This window comes from Nocardioides sp. J54 (genome assembly GCF_000519005.1).
GTDB lineage: Bacteria > Actinomycetota > Actinomycetes > Propionibacteriales > Nocardioidaceae > Nocardioides.
Window position 1 is genome coordinate 10,801 of record NZ_JAER01000031.1, and the last position, 17,793, is coordinate 28,593.

General features: G+C 72.0%; 15 protein-coding genes and 1 tRNA gene. 14 read left to right on the forward strand and 2 right to left on the reverse strand.

All coding sequences use genetic code 11. The features are described from left to right. Window positions 1-38: 38 nt before the first annotated feature. The 4 genes from topA (at window position 39) to NOCJ54_RS0117210 (ending at window position 6,330) form a co-directional block, all read left to right on the forward strand. On the forward strand, window positions 39-2,765 hold the full coding sequence (gene topA / locus NOCJ54_RS0117195; RefSeq protein ID WP_028656482.1) for a type I DNA topoisomerase: 2,727 nt from the start codon (window positions 39-41) through the stop codon (window positions 2,763-2,765). 145 nt (window positions 2,766-2,910) lie between these two features. Beyond that, window positions 2,911-3,570: a dTMP kinase gene (gene tmk / locus NOCJ54_RS0117200; RefSeq protein ID WP_028656483.1), complete on the forward strand. Its 660-nt coding sequence runs from the start codon at window positions 2,911-2,913 to the stop codon at window positions 3,568-3,570. After that, window positions 3,567-4,724 carry a DNA polymerase III subunit delta' gene (locus NOCJ54_RS0117205; RefSeq protein ID WP_028656484.1) on the forward strand — a complete coding sequence of 386 codons (1,158 nt, stop codon included), beginning with the start codon at window positions 3,567-3,569 and terminating at the stop codon, window positions 4,722-4,724. The genes tmk and NOCJ54_RS0117205 overlap by 4 nt, the downstream gene beginning before the upstream one ends. 40 nt (window positions 4,725-4,764) lie before the next feature. Next, a complete protein-coding gene (locus tag NOCJ54_RS0117210) occupies window positions 4,765-6,330 on the forward strand; it encodes an alpha/beta hydrolase (protein ID WP_084255386.1) in 1,566 nt (521 codons plus the stop codon). 51 nt (window positions 6,331-6,381) lie between these two features. Here the strand turns inward: NOCJ54_RS0117210 and NOCJ54_RS0117215 are convergent, their stop codons facing one another. Further along, window positions 6,382-7,299, reverse strand: a complete 918-nt coding sequence (locus tag NOCJ54_RS0117215; protein ID WP_028656486.1) for a LysR family transcriptional regulator — start codon at window positions 7,297-7,299, stop codon at window positions 6,382-6,384. 106 nt (window positions 7,300-7,405) lie between these two features. Here NOCJ54_RS0117215 and NOCJ54_RS0117220 point away from each other — a divergent pair, with 106 nt between their 5' ends. The 3 genes from NOCJ54_RS0117220 (at window position 7,406) to NOCJ54_RS26550 (ending at window position 10,086) form a co-directional block, all read left to right on the forward strand. Beyond that, the gene (locus NOCJ54_RS0117220) at window positions 7,406-7,588 is read left to right on the forward strand and encodes a hypothetical protein (RefSeq protein WP_028656487.1); all 183 of its coding nucleotides are present in this window, start codon (window positions 7,406-7,408) and stop codon (window positions 7,586-7,588) included. A gap of 93 nt (window positions 7,589-7,681) precedes the next feature. Continuing rightward, window positions 7,682-7,757, forward strand: a tRNA-Thr gene (locus NOCJ54_RS0117225). A gap of 154 nt (window positions 7,758-7,911) precedes the next feature. Then, window positions 7,912-10,086, forward strand: coding sequence for a thiamine pyrophosphate-dependent enzyme (locus NOCJ54_RS26550; RefSeq protein WP_036518447.1), 2,175 nt, complete (start codon window positions 7,912-7,914; stop codon window positions 10,084-10,086). Here NOCJ54_RS26550 and NOCJ54_RS0117235 read toward each other — a convergent pair. Beyond that, window positions 10,046-10,813: an IclR family transcriptional regulator gene (locus NOCJ54_RS0117235; RefSeq protein WP_028656488.1), complete on the reverse strand. Its 768-nt coding sequence runs from the start codon at window positions 10,811-10,813 to the stop codon at window positions 10,046-10,048. The genes NOCJ54_RS26550 and NOCJ54_RS0117235 overlap by 41 nt on opposite strands. A 143-nt stretch (window positions 10,814-10,956) precedes the next feature. Here NOCJ54_RS0117235 and NOCJ54_RS0117240 point away from each other — a divergent pair, with 143 nt between their 5' ends. The 7 genes from NOCJ54_RS0117240 (at window position 10,957) to pucL (ending at window position 17,784) form a co-directional block, all read left to right on the forward strand. Further along, window positions 10,957-12,336 (forward strand): NAD-dependent malic enzyme, encoded by a 1,380-nt coding sequence (locus NOCJ54_RS0117240; protein WP_028656489.1) that lies wholly within the window; start codon window positions 10,957-10,959, stop codon window positions 12,334-12,336. Between the two features lie 14 nt (window positions 12,337-12,350). Continuing rightward, window positions 12,351-13,949 carry a malate synthase A gene (gene aceB, locus NOCJ54_RS0117245; protein ID WP_036518448.1) on the forward strand — a complete coding sequence of 533 codons (1,599 nt, stop codon included), beginning with the start codon at window positions 12,351-12,353 and terminating at the stop codon, window positions 13,947-13,949. Further along, window positions 13,946-15,205 carry a DUF6986 family protein gene (locus NOCJ54_RS0117250; RefSeq protein ID WP_028656491.1) on the forward strand — a complete coding sequence of 420 codons (1,260 nt, stop codon included), beginning with the start codon at window positions 13,946-13,948 and terminating at the stop codon, window positions 15,203-15,205. The genes aceB and NOCJ54_RS0117250 overlap by 4 nt, the downstream gene beginning before the upstream one ends. Window positions 15,206-15,297: 92 nt before the next feature. After that, a complete protein-coding gene (locus NOCJ54_RS0117255) occupies window positions 15,298-15,765 on the forward strand; it encodes a helix-turn-helix domain-containing protein (RefSeq protein ID WP_028656492.1) in 468 nt (155 codons plus the stop codon). A gap of 240 nt (window positions 15,766-16,005) precedes the next feature. After that, window positions 16,006-16,515 (forward strand): 2-oxo-4-hydroxy-4-carboxy-5-ureidoimidazoline decarboxylase, encoded by a 510-nt coding sequence (uraD, locus tag NOCJ54_RS0117260; protein ID WP_028656493.1) that lies wholly within the window; start codon window positions 16,006-16,008, stop codon window positions 16,513-16,515. Beyond that, window positions 16,512-16,877 (forward strand): hydroxyisourate hydrolase, encoded by a 366-nt coding sequence (gene uraH / locus NOCJ54_RS0117265; protein ID WP_198020254.1) that lies wholly within the window; start codon window positions 16,512-16,514, stop codon window positions 16,875-16,877. The genes uraD and uraH overlap by 4 nt, the downstream gene beginning before the upstream one ends. A 1-nt stretch (window position 16,878) precedes the next feature. Continuing rightward, the gene (pucL, locus tag NOCJ54_RS0117270) at window positions 16,879-17,784 is read left to right on the forward strand and encodes a factor-independent urate hydroxylase (RefSeq protein ID WP_028656495.1); all 906 of its coding nucleotides are present in this window, start codon (window positions 16,879-16,881) and stop codon (window positions 17,782-17,784) included. The last annotated feature ends 9 nt before the right edge of the window (window positions 17,785-17,793 follow it).

The window sequence follows — 17,793 nt, forward strand, 5'->3', positions numbered from 1 at the left end:
TGCTTCGTCCCAGTAGAGCCAGGTAGAGAAGGTCCCCCGTGGCACACAAGTTGGTGATCGTCGAGTCGCCGGCCAAGGCCCGCACCATCGGCGGGTACCTCGGCGACGGCTTCGTCGTCGAGTCCTCCATCGGCCACATCCGTGACCTCCCGAACAACGCCGCCGACACCCCGGCCAAGATCAAGGACAAGCCGTGGGGGCGCCTGGCCATCGACGTCGAGAACGGCTTCGAGCCCTACTACGTCGTCCCGCGGGACAAGAAGAGCCACATCTCCAAGCTCAAGCAGCTGCTCAAGGACGCCGACGAGCTCTACCTCGCCACCGATGAGGACCGCGAGGGAGAGGCCATCGCCTGGCACCTGCTCGACGAGCTGAAGCCGAAGGGCATCCCGGTCCGGCGGATGGTCTTCCACGAGATCACCAAGGCCGCCATCCAGGAGGCCGCCGCCAACCCGCGCGAGCTCGACATGGACCTCGTCGAGGCCCAGGAGACCCGCCGCATCCTCGACCGCCTCTACGGCTACGAGGTCTCGCCGGTGCTGTGGCGCAAGGTGATGTCCGGCCTCTCGGCCGGGCGCGTCCAGTCGGTCGCCACCCGCCTCGTGGTCGACCGGGAGAAGGAGCGGATGGCCTTCAAGGCCGCGTCCTACTGGGACCTCGAGGGCACCTTCGACGCCGGCTCGAAGCACGACCAGCGGATGTTCCCCGCCAAGCTGCACACCATCGACGGCACCCGCGTCGCCAGCGGCAGCAACTTCGGCCAGGACGGCCAGCTCAAGGCCAGGGCCGACGTCGTCCACCTCGACAAGCGGCGTGCCGAGGACCTCGTCAGCGCGCTCGCCGACACGACGTACGACGTGCGCTCGGTCGAGGCCAAGCCGTACCGGCGCTCGCCGTACGCCCCCTTCCGCACCACGACGCTGCAGCAGGAGGCCAGCCGCAAGCTCGGCATGAGCGCGTCGGTGACGATGTCGGTCGCGCAGCGGCTCTACGAGAACGGCTTCATCACCTACATGCGTACCGACAGCACCACGCTGTCCGGCAGCGCGATCGGGGCGGCCCGCGCCCAGGTGCAGGAGCTGTACGGCGCCGAGTACCTCCCCGACGCGCCGCGCACCTACGCCAGCAAGGTGAAGAACGCCCAGGAGGCGCACGAGGCGATCCGCCCGGCCGGCGACACCTTCCGCACCCCGGCGCAGACCGGGCTCACCGGCGACCAGTTCCGGCTCTACGAGCTCATCTGGATGCGCACCGTCGCCTCGCAGATGAAGGACGCCGTCGGCCAGTCGGTCACCATCCGCCTCGGCGGCGCTGCCGCGACCGGCGAGGACGTGGTCTTCTCCGCGTCGGGCCGCGTGATCACCTTCCACGGCTTCCTCAAGGCCTACGTCGAGGGCACCGACGACTCGGCGGCCGCGAAGGACGACCAGGAGACCCGGCTGCCCAACCTGCAGCAGGGCGACCGCGTCTCGGCCGCGTCGCTGTCCGCCAACGGGCACGAGACCAAGCCGCCGTCGCGCTACACCGAGGCCACGCTGATCAAGGAGCTCGAGGAGCGGGAGATCGGCCGCCCCTCGACGTACGCCTCGATCATCGGCACGATCCTCAACCGCGGCTACGTCTACAAGAAGGGCACCGCGCTGGTGCCGGCCTGGATCGCGTTCTCCGTGGTCCGGCTGCTCACCGAGCACTTCACGCGGCTCATCGACTACGACTTCACCGCCGGCATGGAAACCGTCCTCGACGACATCGCGCGCGGCGAGAAGGAGCGGGTCAACGAGCTCAGCGAGTTCTACTACGGCTCCGACCGGGTCGCCGGCCTGCAGCGCCTGGTCACCGAGCTCGGCGACATCGACGCCAAGGAGCTCGCCACCTTCCCGGTCGGCTCCGAGGAGGACGGCATCCACCTGCGGGTCGGCAAGTACGGCCCGTACCTGGAGGGTCCCGGCGACGACGGCGCGCCGTTCGCGAAGCGCGCCAACGTCCCGGACGACCTGCCGCCCGACGAGCTGACGGTCGAGAAGGCCAGGGAGCTGCTCGCCAACCCCGCCGGCGAGGAGATCGACCTCGGTGTCCACCCGGAGACCGGCCTGCAGGTCGTGGCGAAGAACGGCCGCTTCGGCCCCTACGTCACCGAGCTGCTGCCCGAGGACGCCCCGAAGAGCGCGAAGCCGCGCACCGGCTCGCTGTTCAAGTCGATGTCCCTCGACACCGTCACCCTCGACGACGCGGTCAAGCTGCTCTCGCTGCCCCGCACCGTCGGCACCGCCGAGGACGGCGAGGAGATCACCGCGCAGAACGGCCGCTACGGGCCGTACCTGAAGAAGGGCTCCGACTCCCGCTCGCTCACCAGCGAGGACCAGATCTTCACGATCTCCCTCGACGAGGCGCTCAAGATCTACAGCCAGCCCAAGCAGCGCGGCCGCGCCGCCGCGGCCCCGCCGCTCAAGGAGCTCGGCAACGACCCGGTCTCCGGGCAGCCGGTGGTCGTCAAGGCCGGCCGCTTCGGCGAGTACGTCACCGACGGCGAGTACAACGCCACCCTTCGCAAGGACGACTCGGTCGAGTCGATCACGATCGAGCGCGCCGCCGAGCTGCTCGCCGAGCGCCGCGCCAAGGGCCCGGCGAAGAAGGCCGCCAAGAAGGGCGCGAAGAAGACCGCGGCCAAGAAGTCGGCGGCCAAGAAGACGACGGCGAAGAAGACCGCCAAGAAGACGACGGCCAAGAAGACCACCGCGAAGAAGGCGGCGGCGAAGAAGTCGTGACGCGGGTGCAGGAATCCCCGGCTGACCGGGGATTCCTGCGCTTGTCGACGGTTGCAACGGCCGACAAGCGCAAGGAAACGTCACCAGGTCCGCCCCCGCGGACCCACCCGCGACAACGGTCGGTGCCGTCTCGTAGGTTCTCCCCGTGACCGCCTCCGCGCCCAGCCCCCGGTACGCCGACACCGGTGTGTTCATCTGCTTCGAGGGCGGCGAGGGCGGCGGCAAGTCGACCCAGTCCCGACGGCTGCGCGACGCGCTGGAGGCCGACGGCTACCGCGTGCTGCTGACCTTCGAGCCCGGCGACACCCCGGTCGGCAAGGAGCTGCGCCGCATCGTGCTCAGCCCGGAGACCGGTGCGCTCGCCCACAAGACCGAGTTCCTGCTCTACCTCGCCGACAAGTCCGAGCACGTCGAGACCGTCGTGCAGCCCGCGCTGGAGCGCGGCGAGGTCGTGATCACCGACCGGTACGTCGACTCGACCCTCGCCTACCAGGGCGCCGGCCGGGCACTGGACGGCGGCGAGCTCGCCGAGGTCGCCGCGTGGGCGACCGGCGGGCTGCGCCCGCACCTCACCGTCGTCCTCGACCTCGAGCCCGAGGCCGGGCTGGGCCGCTTCGAGGGTCGCGACCGGATCGAGGGCGAGTCCCTGGAGTTCCACCAGCGGGTGCGACAGTCCTTCCTCGACCTCGCGGCCCGCGACCCCGAGCACTATCTGGTCCTCGACGCCCGCGGCACGATCGAGGACCTCGCGGCGGCGATCACCGAGCGCGTCGTGCCGCTGCTGGGGCGGGCGGTGCGCGGATGACGGCCGGTGTCTGGGGCACCCTCGTCGGGCAGCGGTCGACCGTCGACGTGCTGCGGACGGCCGTCTCCGGCCAGGGCATGACCCACGCGTGGCTGTTCACCGGCCCGCCGGGATCGGGTCGCAGCAACGCGGCGATCGCGTTCGCGGCTGCGCTGCAGTGCCCCCAGGGCGGCGTCGGCCCCGACTGCCCCGACGGCTGCCACGCCTGCCACACCGTCCTCGCCGGGTCGCACGCCGACGTCGCGGTGATCCGGACCGAGAAGCTCTCGATCGGCGTCGACGAGGTCCGCGAGCTCGTGCGCCGTGCCTCGCTGAGCCCGATGGGCGACCGCTGGCAGATCCTCGTCGTCGAGGACGCCGACCGGCTCACCGAGCAGGCGTGCAACGCGCTGCTCAAGGCGATCGAGGAGCCCAACGGCCGCACCATCTGGATGCTGTGCGCGCCGACCGTCGAGGACGTGCTGCCCACGATCCGGTCCCGCTGCCGCCTGGTCACCCTCTCCACGCCGACCACGCCGGAGGTCACCGCGTTCCTCGTGGCGCGCGGCGTCGAGGAGCGGCTGGCGTCGTACGCCGCCCGGGCGAGCCAGGGCCACATCGGCCGGGCGCGGGCGCTCGCGTTCGACGAGGCGGTGCGCAACCGGCGCCAGGAGGTCGTGGGGATGCCGGCCCGGCTCACGTCGCTGGGGCGCTGCATGGACGCCGCCACACGGCTCGCCTCCACCGCCAAGGAGGAGGCCGACGCGATCACCGCCGAGCTCGACGCGCGGGAGAAGGGCGACCTCGACTCGGCGTACGGCGTGGTCGAGCGCGGTCGCCGTCCGCGGGAGTACGGTCCCGCCCTCGCGGCGCTGGAGAAGGCGCAGCGCACCCGCGCCAAGCGGCGCCACCTCGACGTGGTCGACCGCGGGCTGACCGACCTGGTGTCGGTCTACCGCGACGCGATCGCGCTGGCCACCGGTGCCCCCGGCGCGCTGGTCAACGAGGAGATCCGCGACCAGGTCGAGCAGATCGCGCAGAGCACCTCGCCGGAGCTGAACCTGCGCCGGATCGGGTGGATCTTCGAGGCCCGCGAGCAGATGCTCGAGTTCAACGTGCCCGTCGCCTTGGCGCTGGAGTCCATGATGGTGGCACTCAAGGCGCCGGAGCGCTGAGCCCGTCGCCGGACGGGTGGAGACGAAGGGAAGTACTCGGGTGAGCAAGAAGCTGATCGTTGCCGTGGCTGTCGTGTGGGCGCTCGTGCTCGCGGGAGGCATCGGCATCGGTGTCGTCCTGCTGACCGGCGACGACGGCGACGGAGGTGGCTCCGACCGCAAGGCCGGCAGCACCGACGGACCGGGCACGGACGGGTCGGAGCCGAGCGGGCGCAAGACGCTCGAGGACTTCTACGACCAGGAGATCACCTGGAACGGCTGCGGCAGCAACGAGTGCGGCACGCTCGAGGTCCCCATCGACTACCAGGAGCCCGCCGGCGGCACGATCCGGATCGCGCTCGAGCGCCGCAAGGCCAGTGGCGACCGGCTCGGCTCTCTCGTGGTCAACCCGGGTGGCCCGGGCGCCGGGGGCACCTACCTCGCCGAGCAGGCCGACGCCTACTTCGCCCCCGCGCTGCTGGAGCGCTACGACATCGTCGGCTTCGACCCGCGCGGCACCGGCGAGTCCTCCCCGGTCGACTGCCTCACCGACGACGAGCTCGACGAGTGGATCGCCGCGGACCCCGACCCCGACACCCCGGAGGAGGTCGCGGAGGGTCAGGAGGGCTCCGAGGAGTTCTGGAAGGGCTGCGAGGCCAAGTCCGGTGACGTCGCCGCCCACGTCAGCACGGTCGAGGCCGCGCGTGACATGGACGTGCTGCGGGCCGCGCTCGGCGAGGACGAGCTCGACTACCTCGGCTTCTCCTACGGCACCCGCCTCGGCGCGACCTACGCCGAGCTCTACCCCGACAAGACCGGCCGGCTCGTGCTCGACGGCGCCGTCGACCCGTCCCTGTCGGCCCGGGACGGCTCGCTCAGCCAGGCCGGGGGCTTCGAGACCGCGCTGCGCTCGTACGTCGCTGACTGCGTCGAGGGCGGCGACTGCTTCCTCGGCTCCTCGGTCGAGGAGGGCGTCGCCACGATCAAGGACCTCGTCGACTCCATCGACAAGGAGCCGCTGCCCACCAGCGACACGGAGGGGCGCGAGCTCACCGTCGGCCTGGCGTTCTACGGCCTGATCACCCCGCTCTACAGCGAGGACAACTGGGTGCTGCTCGACCAGGCGCTGCGTGAGGCGCTGGAGGGCACCGGCACGACGCTGCTGCGGCTCTCGGACTTCTACGGCTCCCGCGAGGGCGGCCGCTACACCGACAACAGCCTCGAGGCGATCTCGGTCATCAACTGCCTCGACGACCCGTGGTCGATCACCGTGGACGAGGTGCCGGACAACTTCGCCGACTTCGAGAAGGCCTCGCCGACCTTCGGCCGCGTCTTCGCGTGGGGCCTGACCTCCTGCAACGGCATCCCCTTCTCCGCGACCGACGAGCCCGACCTCGAGATCGACGGCTCGGGCGCCGCGCCGATCGTCGTCCTCGGCACGACGCGCGACCCGGCGACGCCCTACGAGGAGGCCGTCGCCATGGCCGAGCAGCTGGAGTCCGGCGTGCTGGTCAGCCGCGACGGCGACGGGCACACCGCCTACAACAAGGGCAACAGCTGCATCGACGACGCCGTGCACGGCTACCTGATCGACGGCAAGGTGCCCGACGACGGCCTGAAGTGCTGACCAGCCGCTGACCAGCCGTTGACCGGCCCCTGACCAGCCGCGGCCGCTCGGTCAGGCCGGCGGGATGATCGCCTGGATCCGCTGCGTGGCCAGCTCGATCATCAGCCGCGCCGCGGGGGAGAGGGTTGCCCCGGCGCGGTGCACGATCGCCAGCGTGTCGTAGACCCGCGGCCGCAGCGGCACCCAGCCCGCTTTCGGGGCGAGGCGAGGGAGCAGCTGCACGGCCACGCCCTTCTGGGTCACCGAGTCGGCGAGGCCGCGACCGACCAGCTCGACCGCGGTCTCGACGTCCTCGACCTCGATGCGGGTCTTGGGGTTGAGGCCCGCCTCGTGCAGCATCCGGCGCAGCACGATCCGTGCCGAGTCGACGTCGCGGTAGGTGCTCTCCGGCATGACCAGCGTCGCGTCGGCCAGCCGCTTCGCCGTCACGGGCGCCTTCAGCCGCTCGGGGTCGGCGGAGATGTAGACCAGCTCGTCGCGGGCGATCGGCGTCACCGCCATGCCCTCGCTGGCCAGCCCGGCCACGGCGATCATCGCCGCCTCCAGCCGCCCGCGGCGCAGGTCCTCCTGCACGTCGCGCGAGTGCCGCCCGACCAGCTCGACCCGGACCCCGGGGTAGCGCTCCAGCACGTCGGCGACGAGCCCGGCGCCGCCGTACAGCCGCGCGACGCCGAACATGCCGAACCGGATCGTCCCGGTCTCGAAGCTCTTGATGCTGGTCACCGCCCGCTGCGCGTCGTCCGCGGCGGCCAGCACCTTCTCGGCGTGCGGCCGGAAGGTGTCCGCCGCGGTGGTGGGTACGACGCCGCGCCCCACCCGCCGGAACAGCGGGACGCCGAGCGACTTCTCGAGGTTGCGGATCTGCTCCGACACCGACGGCTGCGCGTAGCCGAGCTCCTCCGCCGCGCGGGTCAGCGACCGGTGCTCGTAGGCCGCCAGGAAGCAGGTGAGCTGGTGCAGCGACAACATCGTGGGACCCCCGTCATATGCATAGGCATCACCTATGGATCAGAATGGAAAGAGAGGCTACCCCTTGACTCTTGCGCGGCCCACCATGGAAGGGAAGGAGGCCCCCATGTTCACCCACCACTGCACCGCCTGCGGTCGCCGCGAGCTCATCTTCCCCAGCCAGGTCGTCGGCCTGGAGAACACCGACCAGGGCATCGTCGTCCGCTTCACCTGCTGGTGCGACGCCGAGCAGACCCTGCTGACCGGCGCCGACGTCCCGGCCCCGGCCACCCCCGCCGTCGCCGCCTGACCCACCCGCCGCGCACCGGGGCCGGGGTGGATTCGCCCCCGGCCGACCCCGCTCGGTATGCTTCCGCGGTCGCCGACGCTTGCGTCGACGTACGCCGCCTTAGCTCAGTCGGTAGAGCGAATCACTCGTAATGATTAGGTCGTCGGTTCGATTCCGACAGGCGGCTCCACGCAGCAGGCCCTGATCCGCGGAAGCGGAGCGGGGCCTTCGTGCTTTCCGGTCGGGACGGGCCTGCTGAACTACCGCAGCGGGATCGACGGCTCCTGAGCAGCCAGGCGCGGGAAGTGGTGGCGCCCGCGCCGTCGGGTTGAGAAGGTCGAGGGGTGGAGCCTGTCGACCAGCACTTCCTCGACGCGGTGCGCGGGCTCGCCGTGCCAGCAGCCACGGCCGGCCCGGACCAGCCGGGGCTCGCCGAGGAGCTGCTGGCCCTGCTCGAGGCGCAGGTGGTCAGCCGGCACCTCGACCTCGCCGCGCGTGAGCTGCAGCGACGGGGTGCGGGCTACTACACGATCGGGTCCGCGGGGCACGAGTCGAACGCCGCGCTCGGGCTCTTGTCGCGGCTGACCGACCCGGCGCTGCTGCACTACCGCTCCGGCGGGTTCTACGCCGCGCGGGCCGCCCGCAGCGGTGAGGTGGACCCGGTGCGCGAGACGCTACGCAGCCTGACCACGTCGCGCCACGACCCGGCGTCGGGCGGACGGCACAAGGTCTTCGGCCACCCGCGCCTCGGCATCGTCCCGCAGACGTCGACGATCGCCTCGCACCTGCCGCGAGCGGTGGGGCTGGGCTTCTCGCTCGGACTGGCCGCGGCGCTCGGGCGGTCGACGCCGTGGTCCGACGACGCGGTCGTGGTGACCAGCTTCGGTGACGCGTCGGTCAACCACTCCACCGCTGCCGGCGCGCTCAACGCCGCGGCCTACGTCGCCCACCGGCACAAGCCCTGCCCGGTGCTGCTCGTCTGCGAGGACAACGGCCTCGGCATCAGCACGCGTACGCCGCGGGGCTGGGTCGAGGCCGTGCTCGGCTCCCTGCCCGGCGTCCCCTGCCTCACCGCCGACGGCCACGACCCCGTCGGGCTGCTGGACGTGGTCCGCCGGGCGCTGGACCGGGTCCGGAAGACCCGGGCTCCGGCGGCGCTGCACCTGCGTACGGTCCGGTTCATGGGCCACGCCGGGTCCGACGTCGAGATCGCCTACCGCACGCCCCGCGCCATCGCGGCGGAGCTCGCGCTGGACCCGCTGCTCGGCACCGCACGGGCCCTCGTGGAGCGCGGCCTGCGGACCCCGCAGGAGGTGCTCGAGCAGTACGAGGCGACGCGGGAGCGGGTCGCCGCGGTCATGGAGGAGGTGGTCGGTGAACCGCCGCTGGCCACGCGATCCGAAGTGGTCGCGCCGATCGCGCACCGCCCGACCGGGTCACCCTTGCGGCACCGGCCCGACGACGTACCGGCCGACGGGGAGGGGCGCCTCACCCTGGCCCAGGCGATCAACCGCACGCTGCACGAGGAGATGGCCCGCGACCCGGGGGTCCTCGTGCTCGGGGAGGACGTCGGCGCCAAGGGCGGGGTCTACGGCGTCACCCGCGGCCTGTCGGCCGAGCTCGGGCCGACCCGGGTGCTGGACACGCTGCTCGACGAGCAGACGATCCTGGGCACCGCGCTCGGCGCCGCGCTGGCGGGCTTCACCCCGGTGCCGGAGATCCAGTACCTCGCCTACCTCCACAACGCCGAGGACCAGCTGCGCGGCGAGGCCGCGTCGTTGCGGTTCTTCTCGGACGGGCAGTACGAGAACGGGATGGTCGTGCGGATCGCGGGGTTGGCCTACCAGCGCGGCTTCGGCGGGCACTTCCACAACGACAACTCGCTCGCCGTGCTGCGCGACGTCCCCGGCCTGGTGCTGGCGGTGCCGAGCCACCCCGCCCTCGCGCCCGGCCTGCTGCGCGGCTGCCTGCGCCTGGCCCGCGAGGAGGGCCGGGTGGCGGTGTACGTCGAGCCGATCGCCCGCTACCACACCCGCGACCTGGTCGAGGGTGACGGAGCCTGGCTGGCCGCGCCCGACCCGACGGGCTGCTTCGCGCCCGGCGACGTCGCCACGTGGGGAGAGGGCACCGACCTGCTCCTCGTCACCTTCGGCAACGGGGTCCACATGGCCCGGAGCGCCGCACGGATCCTCGAGGCGGAGGGCACCGGCTGCACCGTGCTCGACCTGATGTGGCTCTCACCCCTGCCCGAGCGGACGCTCGCCGAGCTGGCCGCGACGTACGACGCCGTGCTGGTCGTCGACGAGACGCGCCGCAGCGGCGGGGCCGGCGAGGGCGTGGTGACAGCGCTGGTCGAGGCCGGCGTCGACGTGCCGGTCGCCCGCGTCGCGAGCGCCGACAGCTACGTGCCGCTCGGCCCGGCCGCCGCCACCGTGCTGCTGCAGGTGGACGAGGTCGTCGAGGCCGCCCGGCGGGTGGTCAGCCGAGGTCGGCGGCGAGCAGCTTCCCCGCGTCGGTGAGCAGCGGGACGGCCCGCTCGACGAGCTCGTCGTTCATCCGGCCGGTCGGGCCGGAGACGGAGATGGCCAGGCGGGTGGCGTAGCCGGGGACGGCGACCGCCACGCAGCGCACGCCCTCCTCCTGCTCGCCCTCGTCGATGGCGTAGCCGTGCTGGCCGACCCACTCGAGCTGCTCGAGGTAGGCGTCAGGGTCGGTGAGGGTGGTGTCGGTGTGGCGCACCATGTCGGTGCGACGCAGGATGTCGCGCACCTGCTCGGGCTCCATGCCGGCGAGGATCGCCTTGCCGACCGCGGTGCAGTGCGGGGAGACGCGGCGACCCACCTCGGTGAACATCCGCATCGACTGGCGCGACTGCGCCTGCGCGACGTAGACGATCTGGTCGCCGTCGAGCATGGCGAGGTTGGAGGACTCGCCGAGCTCGTCGACGAGGCGGGCCAGGTGCGGGCGCGCCCAGGTGGAGAGCATGTGCGAGGAGCTCTCGCCGAGGCGGATCAGCTTGGGGCCCAGCACGTACTGGCGGTTCGGCTCCTGGCGCAGGTAACCGAGGTCGACGAGGGTGCGCACCAGCCGGTGGATGGTCGGCAGCGGCAGCCCGGAGGCGGTGGCCAGCTGGGAGAGGCCCATCATCCCGCCGTTGTCGGCCATCGTCTCCAGCAGGGCGAACGCCCGCTCGATCGACTGGACGCCGCCGGCACGACCCTTCGCGGGGGCCTGGTTCTCACTCATCTGCACTCCTCGGTCCACCGGAACCACTTCCGGATGACGGAAGTCTAGCGTCGAATGAAGGAAGTCCGGGGTTGGTTGCGCTCGGGGTGTGACGCGGACTACTATCCACAATGCGAAAGTATCAATCCATGGAGAGGAAAACAGTGGCGACTCCGAGCCCCGGGTACGCGATCACCGTCCGTGTCGAGACGCCTTCCTCCGCCGGTGCCACCGGCAGCCTCGTGGCTGCGGTCGCCGCCGCGGGCGGCTCGGTCACCGCCCTCGACGTGGCGGAGTCGCACGCGGACACCCTCGTCGTCGACCTCACCTGCGACGTCACCGACGTCGACCACGGCAGCACGGTGACCGATGCCCTCGCGGCCGTCCCCGGCGTCTCCGTGCGCAAGGTCAGCGACCGCACCTTCCTCATGCACCTGGGCGGCAAGCTCGAGGTCGTGCCGAAGGTGCCGCTCAAGCACCGGGACGACCTGTCCCGCGCCTACACCCCCGGCGTCGCGCGGATCTGCCGCGCCATCGTCGACAACCCCGAGGACCTGCGCCGGCTGACGATCAAGCGCAACACCGTCGCCGTCGTCACCGACGGCTCGGCCGTCCTCGGCCTCGGCAACATCGGCCCCGGCGCCGCGCTGCCCGTCATGGAGGGCAAGGCCGCGCTGTTCAAGCAGTTCGCCGACGTCGACGCCTGGCCGGTGTGCCTGGACACCCAGGACACCGAGGAGATCATCAACATCGTCAAGGCGATCGCCGTGTCGTACGGCGGCGTCAACCTCGAGGACATCGCCGCCCCGCGCTGCTTCGAGATCGAGCGCCGGCTGCGCGCCGAGCTCGACATCCCCGTCTTCCACGACGACCAGCACGGCACCGCGATCGTCGTCCTCGCCGCGCTCACCAACGCCCTGCGCGTGGTCGGCAAGGAGCTGTCCGCGGTCCGCATCGTCGTCAGCGGCGTGGGCGCCGCCGGCCACGCGATCATCCAGCTCCTGCTCGCCCAGGGCGCCAAGGACGTCGTCGCGTGCGCCCGCAACGGTGCCGTGCACCGCGGCCAGGAGGGCCACGACCCCGACCGTGCCTGGATCGCCGAGAACACCAACGCCGACGGCTTCACCGGCTCGCTCAAGGAGGCGCTCGCGGGCGCCGACGTCTTCGTCGGCGTCTCCGCGCCGAACCTGCTCGACGGCGACGACATCGCCACGATGGCCGACGACGCCATCGTGTTCGCCCTCGCCAACCCCGACCCCGAGGTCGACCCTGCGGCGGCCCGCGAGCACGCCGCCGTCGTCGCGACCGGACGTTCCGACTACCCCAACCAGATCAACAACGTCCTTGCCTTCCCCGGCCTGTTCCGGGGGATGCTGGACGCGGGAGCCCGCGAGATCACCGACGAGGTGATGCTCGCGGCCGCCCAGGCGATCGCCGACGCGGTGAACCCCGACGAGGTGAACGCCAGCTACATCGTGCCCTCGGTCTTCGACCCGGCCGTCGCGCCGGCCGTGGCCGCGGGGGTGCGGGAGGCCGCACGATGACCGCAACGAAGGAGATGGAACCCGTGGACATTCAGATCGCCGGTGGCGAGGTCGAGCGAGGCGCGGAGATCCTCACGCCGGACGCCCTCGCCTTCGTCGCGCAGCTGCAGGAGCGCTTCGGCGCCCGCCGCGACGAGCTGCTCGCCGCCCGCCGTACCCGCCGGGAGGAGGTGGCCCGCACCGGCCGCCTCGACTTCCTGCCCGAGACCGCGGACGTGCGCGCCGGCGACTGGACCGTCGCCCCGGCCCCTGCGGACCTCCAGGACCGGCGTGTCGAGATCACCGGCCCCACGGACCGGAAGATGACCATCAACGCGCTCAACTCCGGTGCCCGCGTGTGGCTGGCCGACATGGAGGACGCCAGCACCCCGCACTGGTCCAACGTGGTCGGCGGCCAGGTCAACCTGTACGACGCCATCCGCCGCCAGATCTCGTTCACCTCGCCCCAGGGCAAGACCTACGAGCTCGAGCAGGACCAGCGGCTCGCGACGATCGTGATGCGCCCGCGCGGCTGGCACTTCGACGAGCAGCACCTGCTCGTCGACGGCACGCCGGTCGTCGGCGCCCTCGTCGACTTCGGCCTCTACTTCTTCCACAACGCCCGCGAGCTCCTCGAGCGTGGCAGCGGCCCGTACTTCTACCTGCCGAAGATGGAGAGCCACCTCGAGGCGCGGCTGTGGAACGACGTGTTCACGTTCGCCCAGGCCGAGCTCGGCGTCCCGCACGGCAGCGTGCGCGCCACCGTGCTGATCGAGACCATCCCGGCCGCGTTCGAGATGGACGAGATCCTCTACGAGCTGCGCGACCACGTCTCCGGCCTCAACGCCGGCCGCTGGGACTACCTGTTCAGCATCATCAAGTACTTCCGCGACTCCGGCCCCGAGTTCGTCCTCCCCGACCGCGCGTCGGTCGGCATGACCTCGCCGTTCATGCGCGCCTACGCGCAGCTGCTCGTGAAGACCTGCCACCGGCGCAACGCCCAGGCCATCGGCGGCATGGCGGCCTTCATCCCGAGCCGCAAGGACGAGGAGGTCAACGCCCGCGCGTTCGCCAAGGTCCGCGAGGACAAGGAGCGGGAGGCCGGCGACGGCTTCGACGGCTCGTGGGTCGCCCACCCCGACCTCGTCCCCGTGTGCCGCGAGGTCTTCGACGCCGTCCTCGGCGACCGGCCCAACCAGGTCGAGCGCCAGCGCGACGACGTCGAGGTCACCGCCGACGACCTGCTCGACGTCGCCTCCACGCCCGGCGAGATCACCGCCGCCGGCCTGCGTGACAACGTCGAGGTCGCGCTGCTCTACCTCGAGGCCTGGCTGCGCGGCCTCGGCGCCGTCGGCATCCACAACCTCATGGAGGACGCCGCCACCGCCGAGATCTCCCGCTCGCAGATCTGGCAGTGGGTGCGCAACGAGTCGAAGCTCGATGACGGCACCGTCGTCACCGCCGACCTCGTGCGCCAGGTCCTCGACGAGGAGGTCGCCAAGATCCTCGCCGACGCGGAGGGCACCGAGCACCGCTTCGAGGAGGCGCGCCGGATCTTCGAGGAGGTCGCGCTCGCCGACGAGTACGTCGACTTCCTCACCCTGCCCGCGTACGACGCCGTGGTGGCGTCATGAGCCACCTCGACGACCTCGTGACCCGCCTCGACGGCACGCTCGCCGACGCGGACGCGGCCCTCGCGTCGTCGTACCCGGGCGACCGGGGGGTGCGCCAGCCGGTGCACACCGTCTACGTCCCCGGCGACCGCTACACCGCCGACCTCGTCACAGAGTGGTCCGAGGACGCGCGCAGCGTGCTCGCGCTGCACGGCCGGTCCGCGATCGAGATCGCCGAGGCGCTCGACCTGCGGCCCAGCCTCGCCGCCGAGGTCTACGACCGGGTGACCGCCAAGCTCGAGCGCGAGCCGATCGAGGACCTGCGCATCGACTTCGAGGACGGCTACGGCAACCGGCCCGACGCCGACGAGGACGCCGCGGTCGTCCAGGCCGCGCGCACCCTCGCCGCGACCGTGCGCGACGGCTCGGCCCCGCCCTTCCACGGCATCCGGATCAAGTCGTTCGAGGCGCCCACCCGCCACCGCGGGCTGCGCACCCTCGACCTCTTCCTCGGCGAGCTCGCCGCCGCCGGCGGCATCACCGACGGCTTCGTCGTCACGCTGCCCAAGGTCACCTCGGTCGAGCAGGTGGCCGCGATGGTCACCGCGCTGGAGGCGCTCGAGGGGGCGCACGGCATCACCACGCCGGTGCCCTTCGAGATCCAGGTCGAGACCCCGCAGGCCATCCTCGGCAACGACGGCACCGCCCTCGTTGCGCGGATGATCACCGCCGGCGCCGGCCGGGTCACCGGCCTGCACTACGGGACCTACGACTACTCCGCGTCCCTGGGCGTCGCCGCGGCCTACCAGAGCATGGAGCACCCGGTCGCCGACCACGCCAAGGACGTCATGCAGGTCGCCGCCGCCGGCACCGGTGTCTTCGTCTCCGACGGCTCCACCAACGTGCTGCCCGTCGGCGACCGCGAGGCCGTGCGTGCCGCGTGGCGCCTGCACCTGCGCCTGGTCCGCCGCTCCCTCTCGCGCGGCATCTACCAGGGCTGGGACCTGCACCCCGCCCAGCTGCCGAGCCGTTACGTCGCCACCTACTCCTTCTTCCGCGAGGGTCTGGAGACCGCGGCCGCGCGGCTGCGCGCCTACGTGCACGGCGGCGACTCCAGCTACCTCGACGAGCCGGCCACCGCGACCGCCCTCGCCGCGTTCGTGCTGCGCGGCGTCGAGTGCGGGGCCGTCGGCGTCGACGAGGTCGACAAGCTCGCCGGCATCGACCAGCGCCGGCTCGCCGAGCTGGCGAAGCGGAAGGTCGCCGAGCCGGCCTGAGTCCCCCGTCGCCGGCAGGGACCGTCCGCGGTCGCCTGCCGGCGCCCACGCGCCCGAGGGGTGCGTGGCGGCCCGCTGGGTAGCCTGCGGCCATGCGCCTCGAAGCCGAGTTCACCACCGAGCCGTTCCGCGGCGAGGGCGAGCCGCCCGAGCACGCCACCGCGGCCCTCGAGGCCGCCCGCGAGGCCGGCCTCGAGTGCGACTTCGGCCCGCTCGGCACCTCCGTGCGCGGCGAGCGCGAGGCCGTCCTGCGAACCCTGGCGACGGTGGTCGCCGCCGGCTTCGACCACGGCGCCGACCAGGTCACCTTCCAGGTCCGGCTCGAGGGGCGACCGGCCCCTCGTCGTACCGTCTCGGGGCTGGACGCCCTCCTCGCCGAGGTCGCCGACGAGCTCGGCGGTGACCTCCGCGCCCTCGGGCGCCCGGAGAAGCAGCGCGCGGTGCGGCTGCTGGAGGAGCGCGGCGCGTTCGAGTACCGCAAGAGCGCGGAGATCGTCGCCGAGGCGCTCGGCGTCACCCGGTTCACCGTCTACAACTACCTGAACCGCGAGAAGGACTGAGGCCGTCGGCCGTGCGCGGCCGGACATGGTGGCCGCTTCCCCGACGTGGTGGCCCTTGCAGCGGTCAACAAGTCAGGGAATCGCCGCCTGAGCGGTGATTCCCGGCCTGGTCGGCGACCCCTCCCCGCCGCACCAGAACTCCCCGAAATCTTTTCAACAAACTGTTGACCGTGATCCGGGTCACATGTCACTCTCTTTGCATACGGAATCACTTTTCCGCTCTGCGAGAGGGCAGGTGGCATGGACCTCGAACTGTTCAACCAGGCTCCGGAGGACGACCTCCGGCCGGCGCTCCAGGCGTGCTGCGACGTCCCTGACTGGGTCGCCGCGGTCCTCGCCGGCCGGCCGTACGACGACGAGTCGGCCGTGCTCCGCGCCGCCGACGACGCGGCCCGGCGGTTCACGGCGGCCGACGTCGAGCGGGCGCTGGCCGCGCACCCGCGGATCGGCGAGCGCGCCGAGGGCGAGCACAAGGAGGCGGCCTGGTCGCGCAAGGAGCAGGCGGGCGTCAGCACCGACGACGCCACCGCCCGCGAGCTCGCCGAGGGCAACCGCGCTTACGAGGACCGCTTCGGCCGGGTCTTCCTGATCTGCGCCTCCGGCCGCTCGGCCGAGGAGATCCTCGCCGCGCTCCGGCAGCGCCTCGACAACGACCCCGAGGCCGAGGCGGCGGTCGTCGCCGACGAGCTGCGCAAGATCGCCCTGCTGCGCCTCGAGCGGGTCCTGACCACCGAGGAGGTCTCCGCGTGAGCACCCACCGCAGCGCCATCACGACCCACGTCCTCGACACCGCGCTGGGCCGCCCGGCCGCCGGTGTCCCGGTCCGGCTCTCGCGCCTCGAGCAGGCCGATACCAGCCAGGCCGACCCCCAGACCACCGTCCTCGCCGAGGCCACCACCGACGACGACGGCCGGGTGGCCGAGCTCGGACCCGACCAGGTCCCCGCCGGCACCTACCAGCTCCGGTTCGACACCGCCGCCTACGCGGCGGCGAGCGGCCAGGAGTGCTTCTTCCCTGAGGTGACCATCACCTTCGCCGTCACCGACCAGCGGCACCACCACGTACCGCTCCTGCTGAGCCCGTTCGCCTACTCCACCTACCGAGGGAGCTGACATGCCCATCCGCCTTGGACCCAACCAGTACGGCAAGGCCGAGAACCGCGTCGTACGGATCGTCCGTGACACGCCCCGCCACCAGATCCGCGACCTGAACGTCTCGACCGCGCTGCGCGGCCGCTTCGACGACGCCCACACCTCGGGCGACCAGAAGGACGTGCTGCCGACCGACACGCAGAAGAACACGGTCTTCGCCTACGCCAGGAAGATCGGCGTCGCCTCGATCGAGGAGTTCGCCCTCGCGCTCGCCGACCGCTACCTCGAGGCCTGCCCGGCCGCCGAGGGCGCGCGCGTCGAGATCGACGAGTACGGCTGGGACCGCATCCAGGTCGACGGCACCGGCCACGACCACTCCTTCGTCCGCACCGGCGGCGGGGTGCGCACCACCGTCGTCAACGTCGACGGCCGCGGCGAGGACCGCGTCGCACACGTGGTGTCCGGCATCAAGGACCTCGTCGTGCTCAAGTCGACCGGCTCGGAGTTCCACGGCTTCCTCAAGGACGAGTTCACGACCCTGCAGGAGACCAACGACCGCATCCTCGCCACGTCGCTCGTCGCCCGCTGGCGCTACGAGGGCACCGACGTCGACTGGGACAAGTCCTACGACTCCATCCGCGCCCTGCTTCTGCAGCGGTTCGCCGAGATCCACAGCCTCGCGCTGCAGCAGACCCTGCACGGCATGGGCACCTCGGTCCTCGAGCAGCACGCCGACGTCGCCGAGATCAAGTTCTCCGCGCCCAACAAGCACCACTTCCTCTCGGACCTGTCGCCCTTCGGTCTCGACAACCCGGGCGAGGTGTTCTTCGCCGCCGACCGGCCCTACGGCCTGATCGAGGCCTCCGTCATCCGCGACGAGGCCCGCGATGCCGGCAACGCCTGGCACGCGATCCCCGGCTTCTGCTGAGGGGGCGGT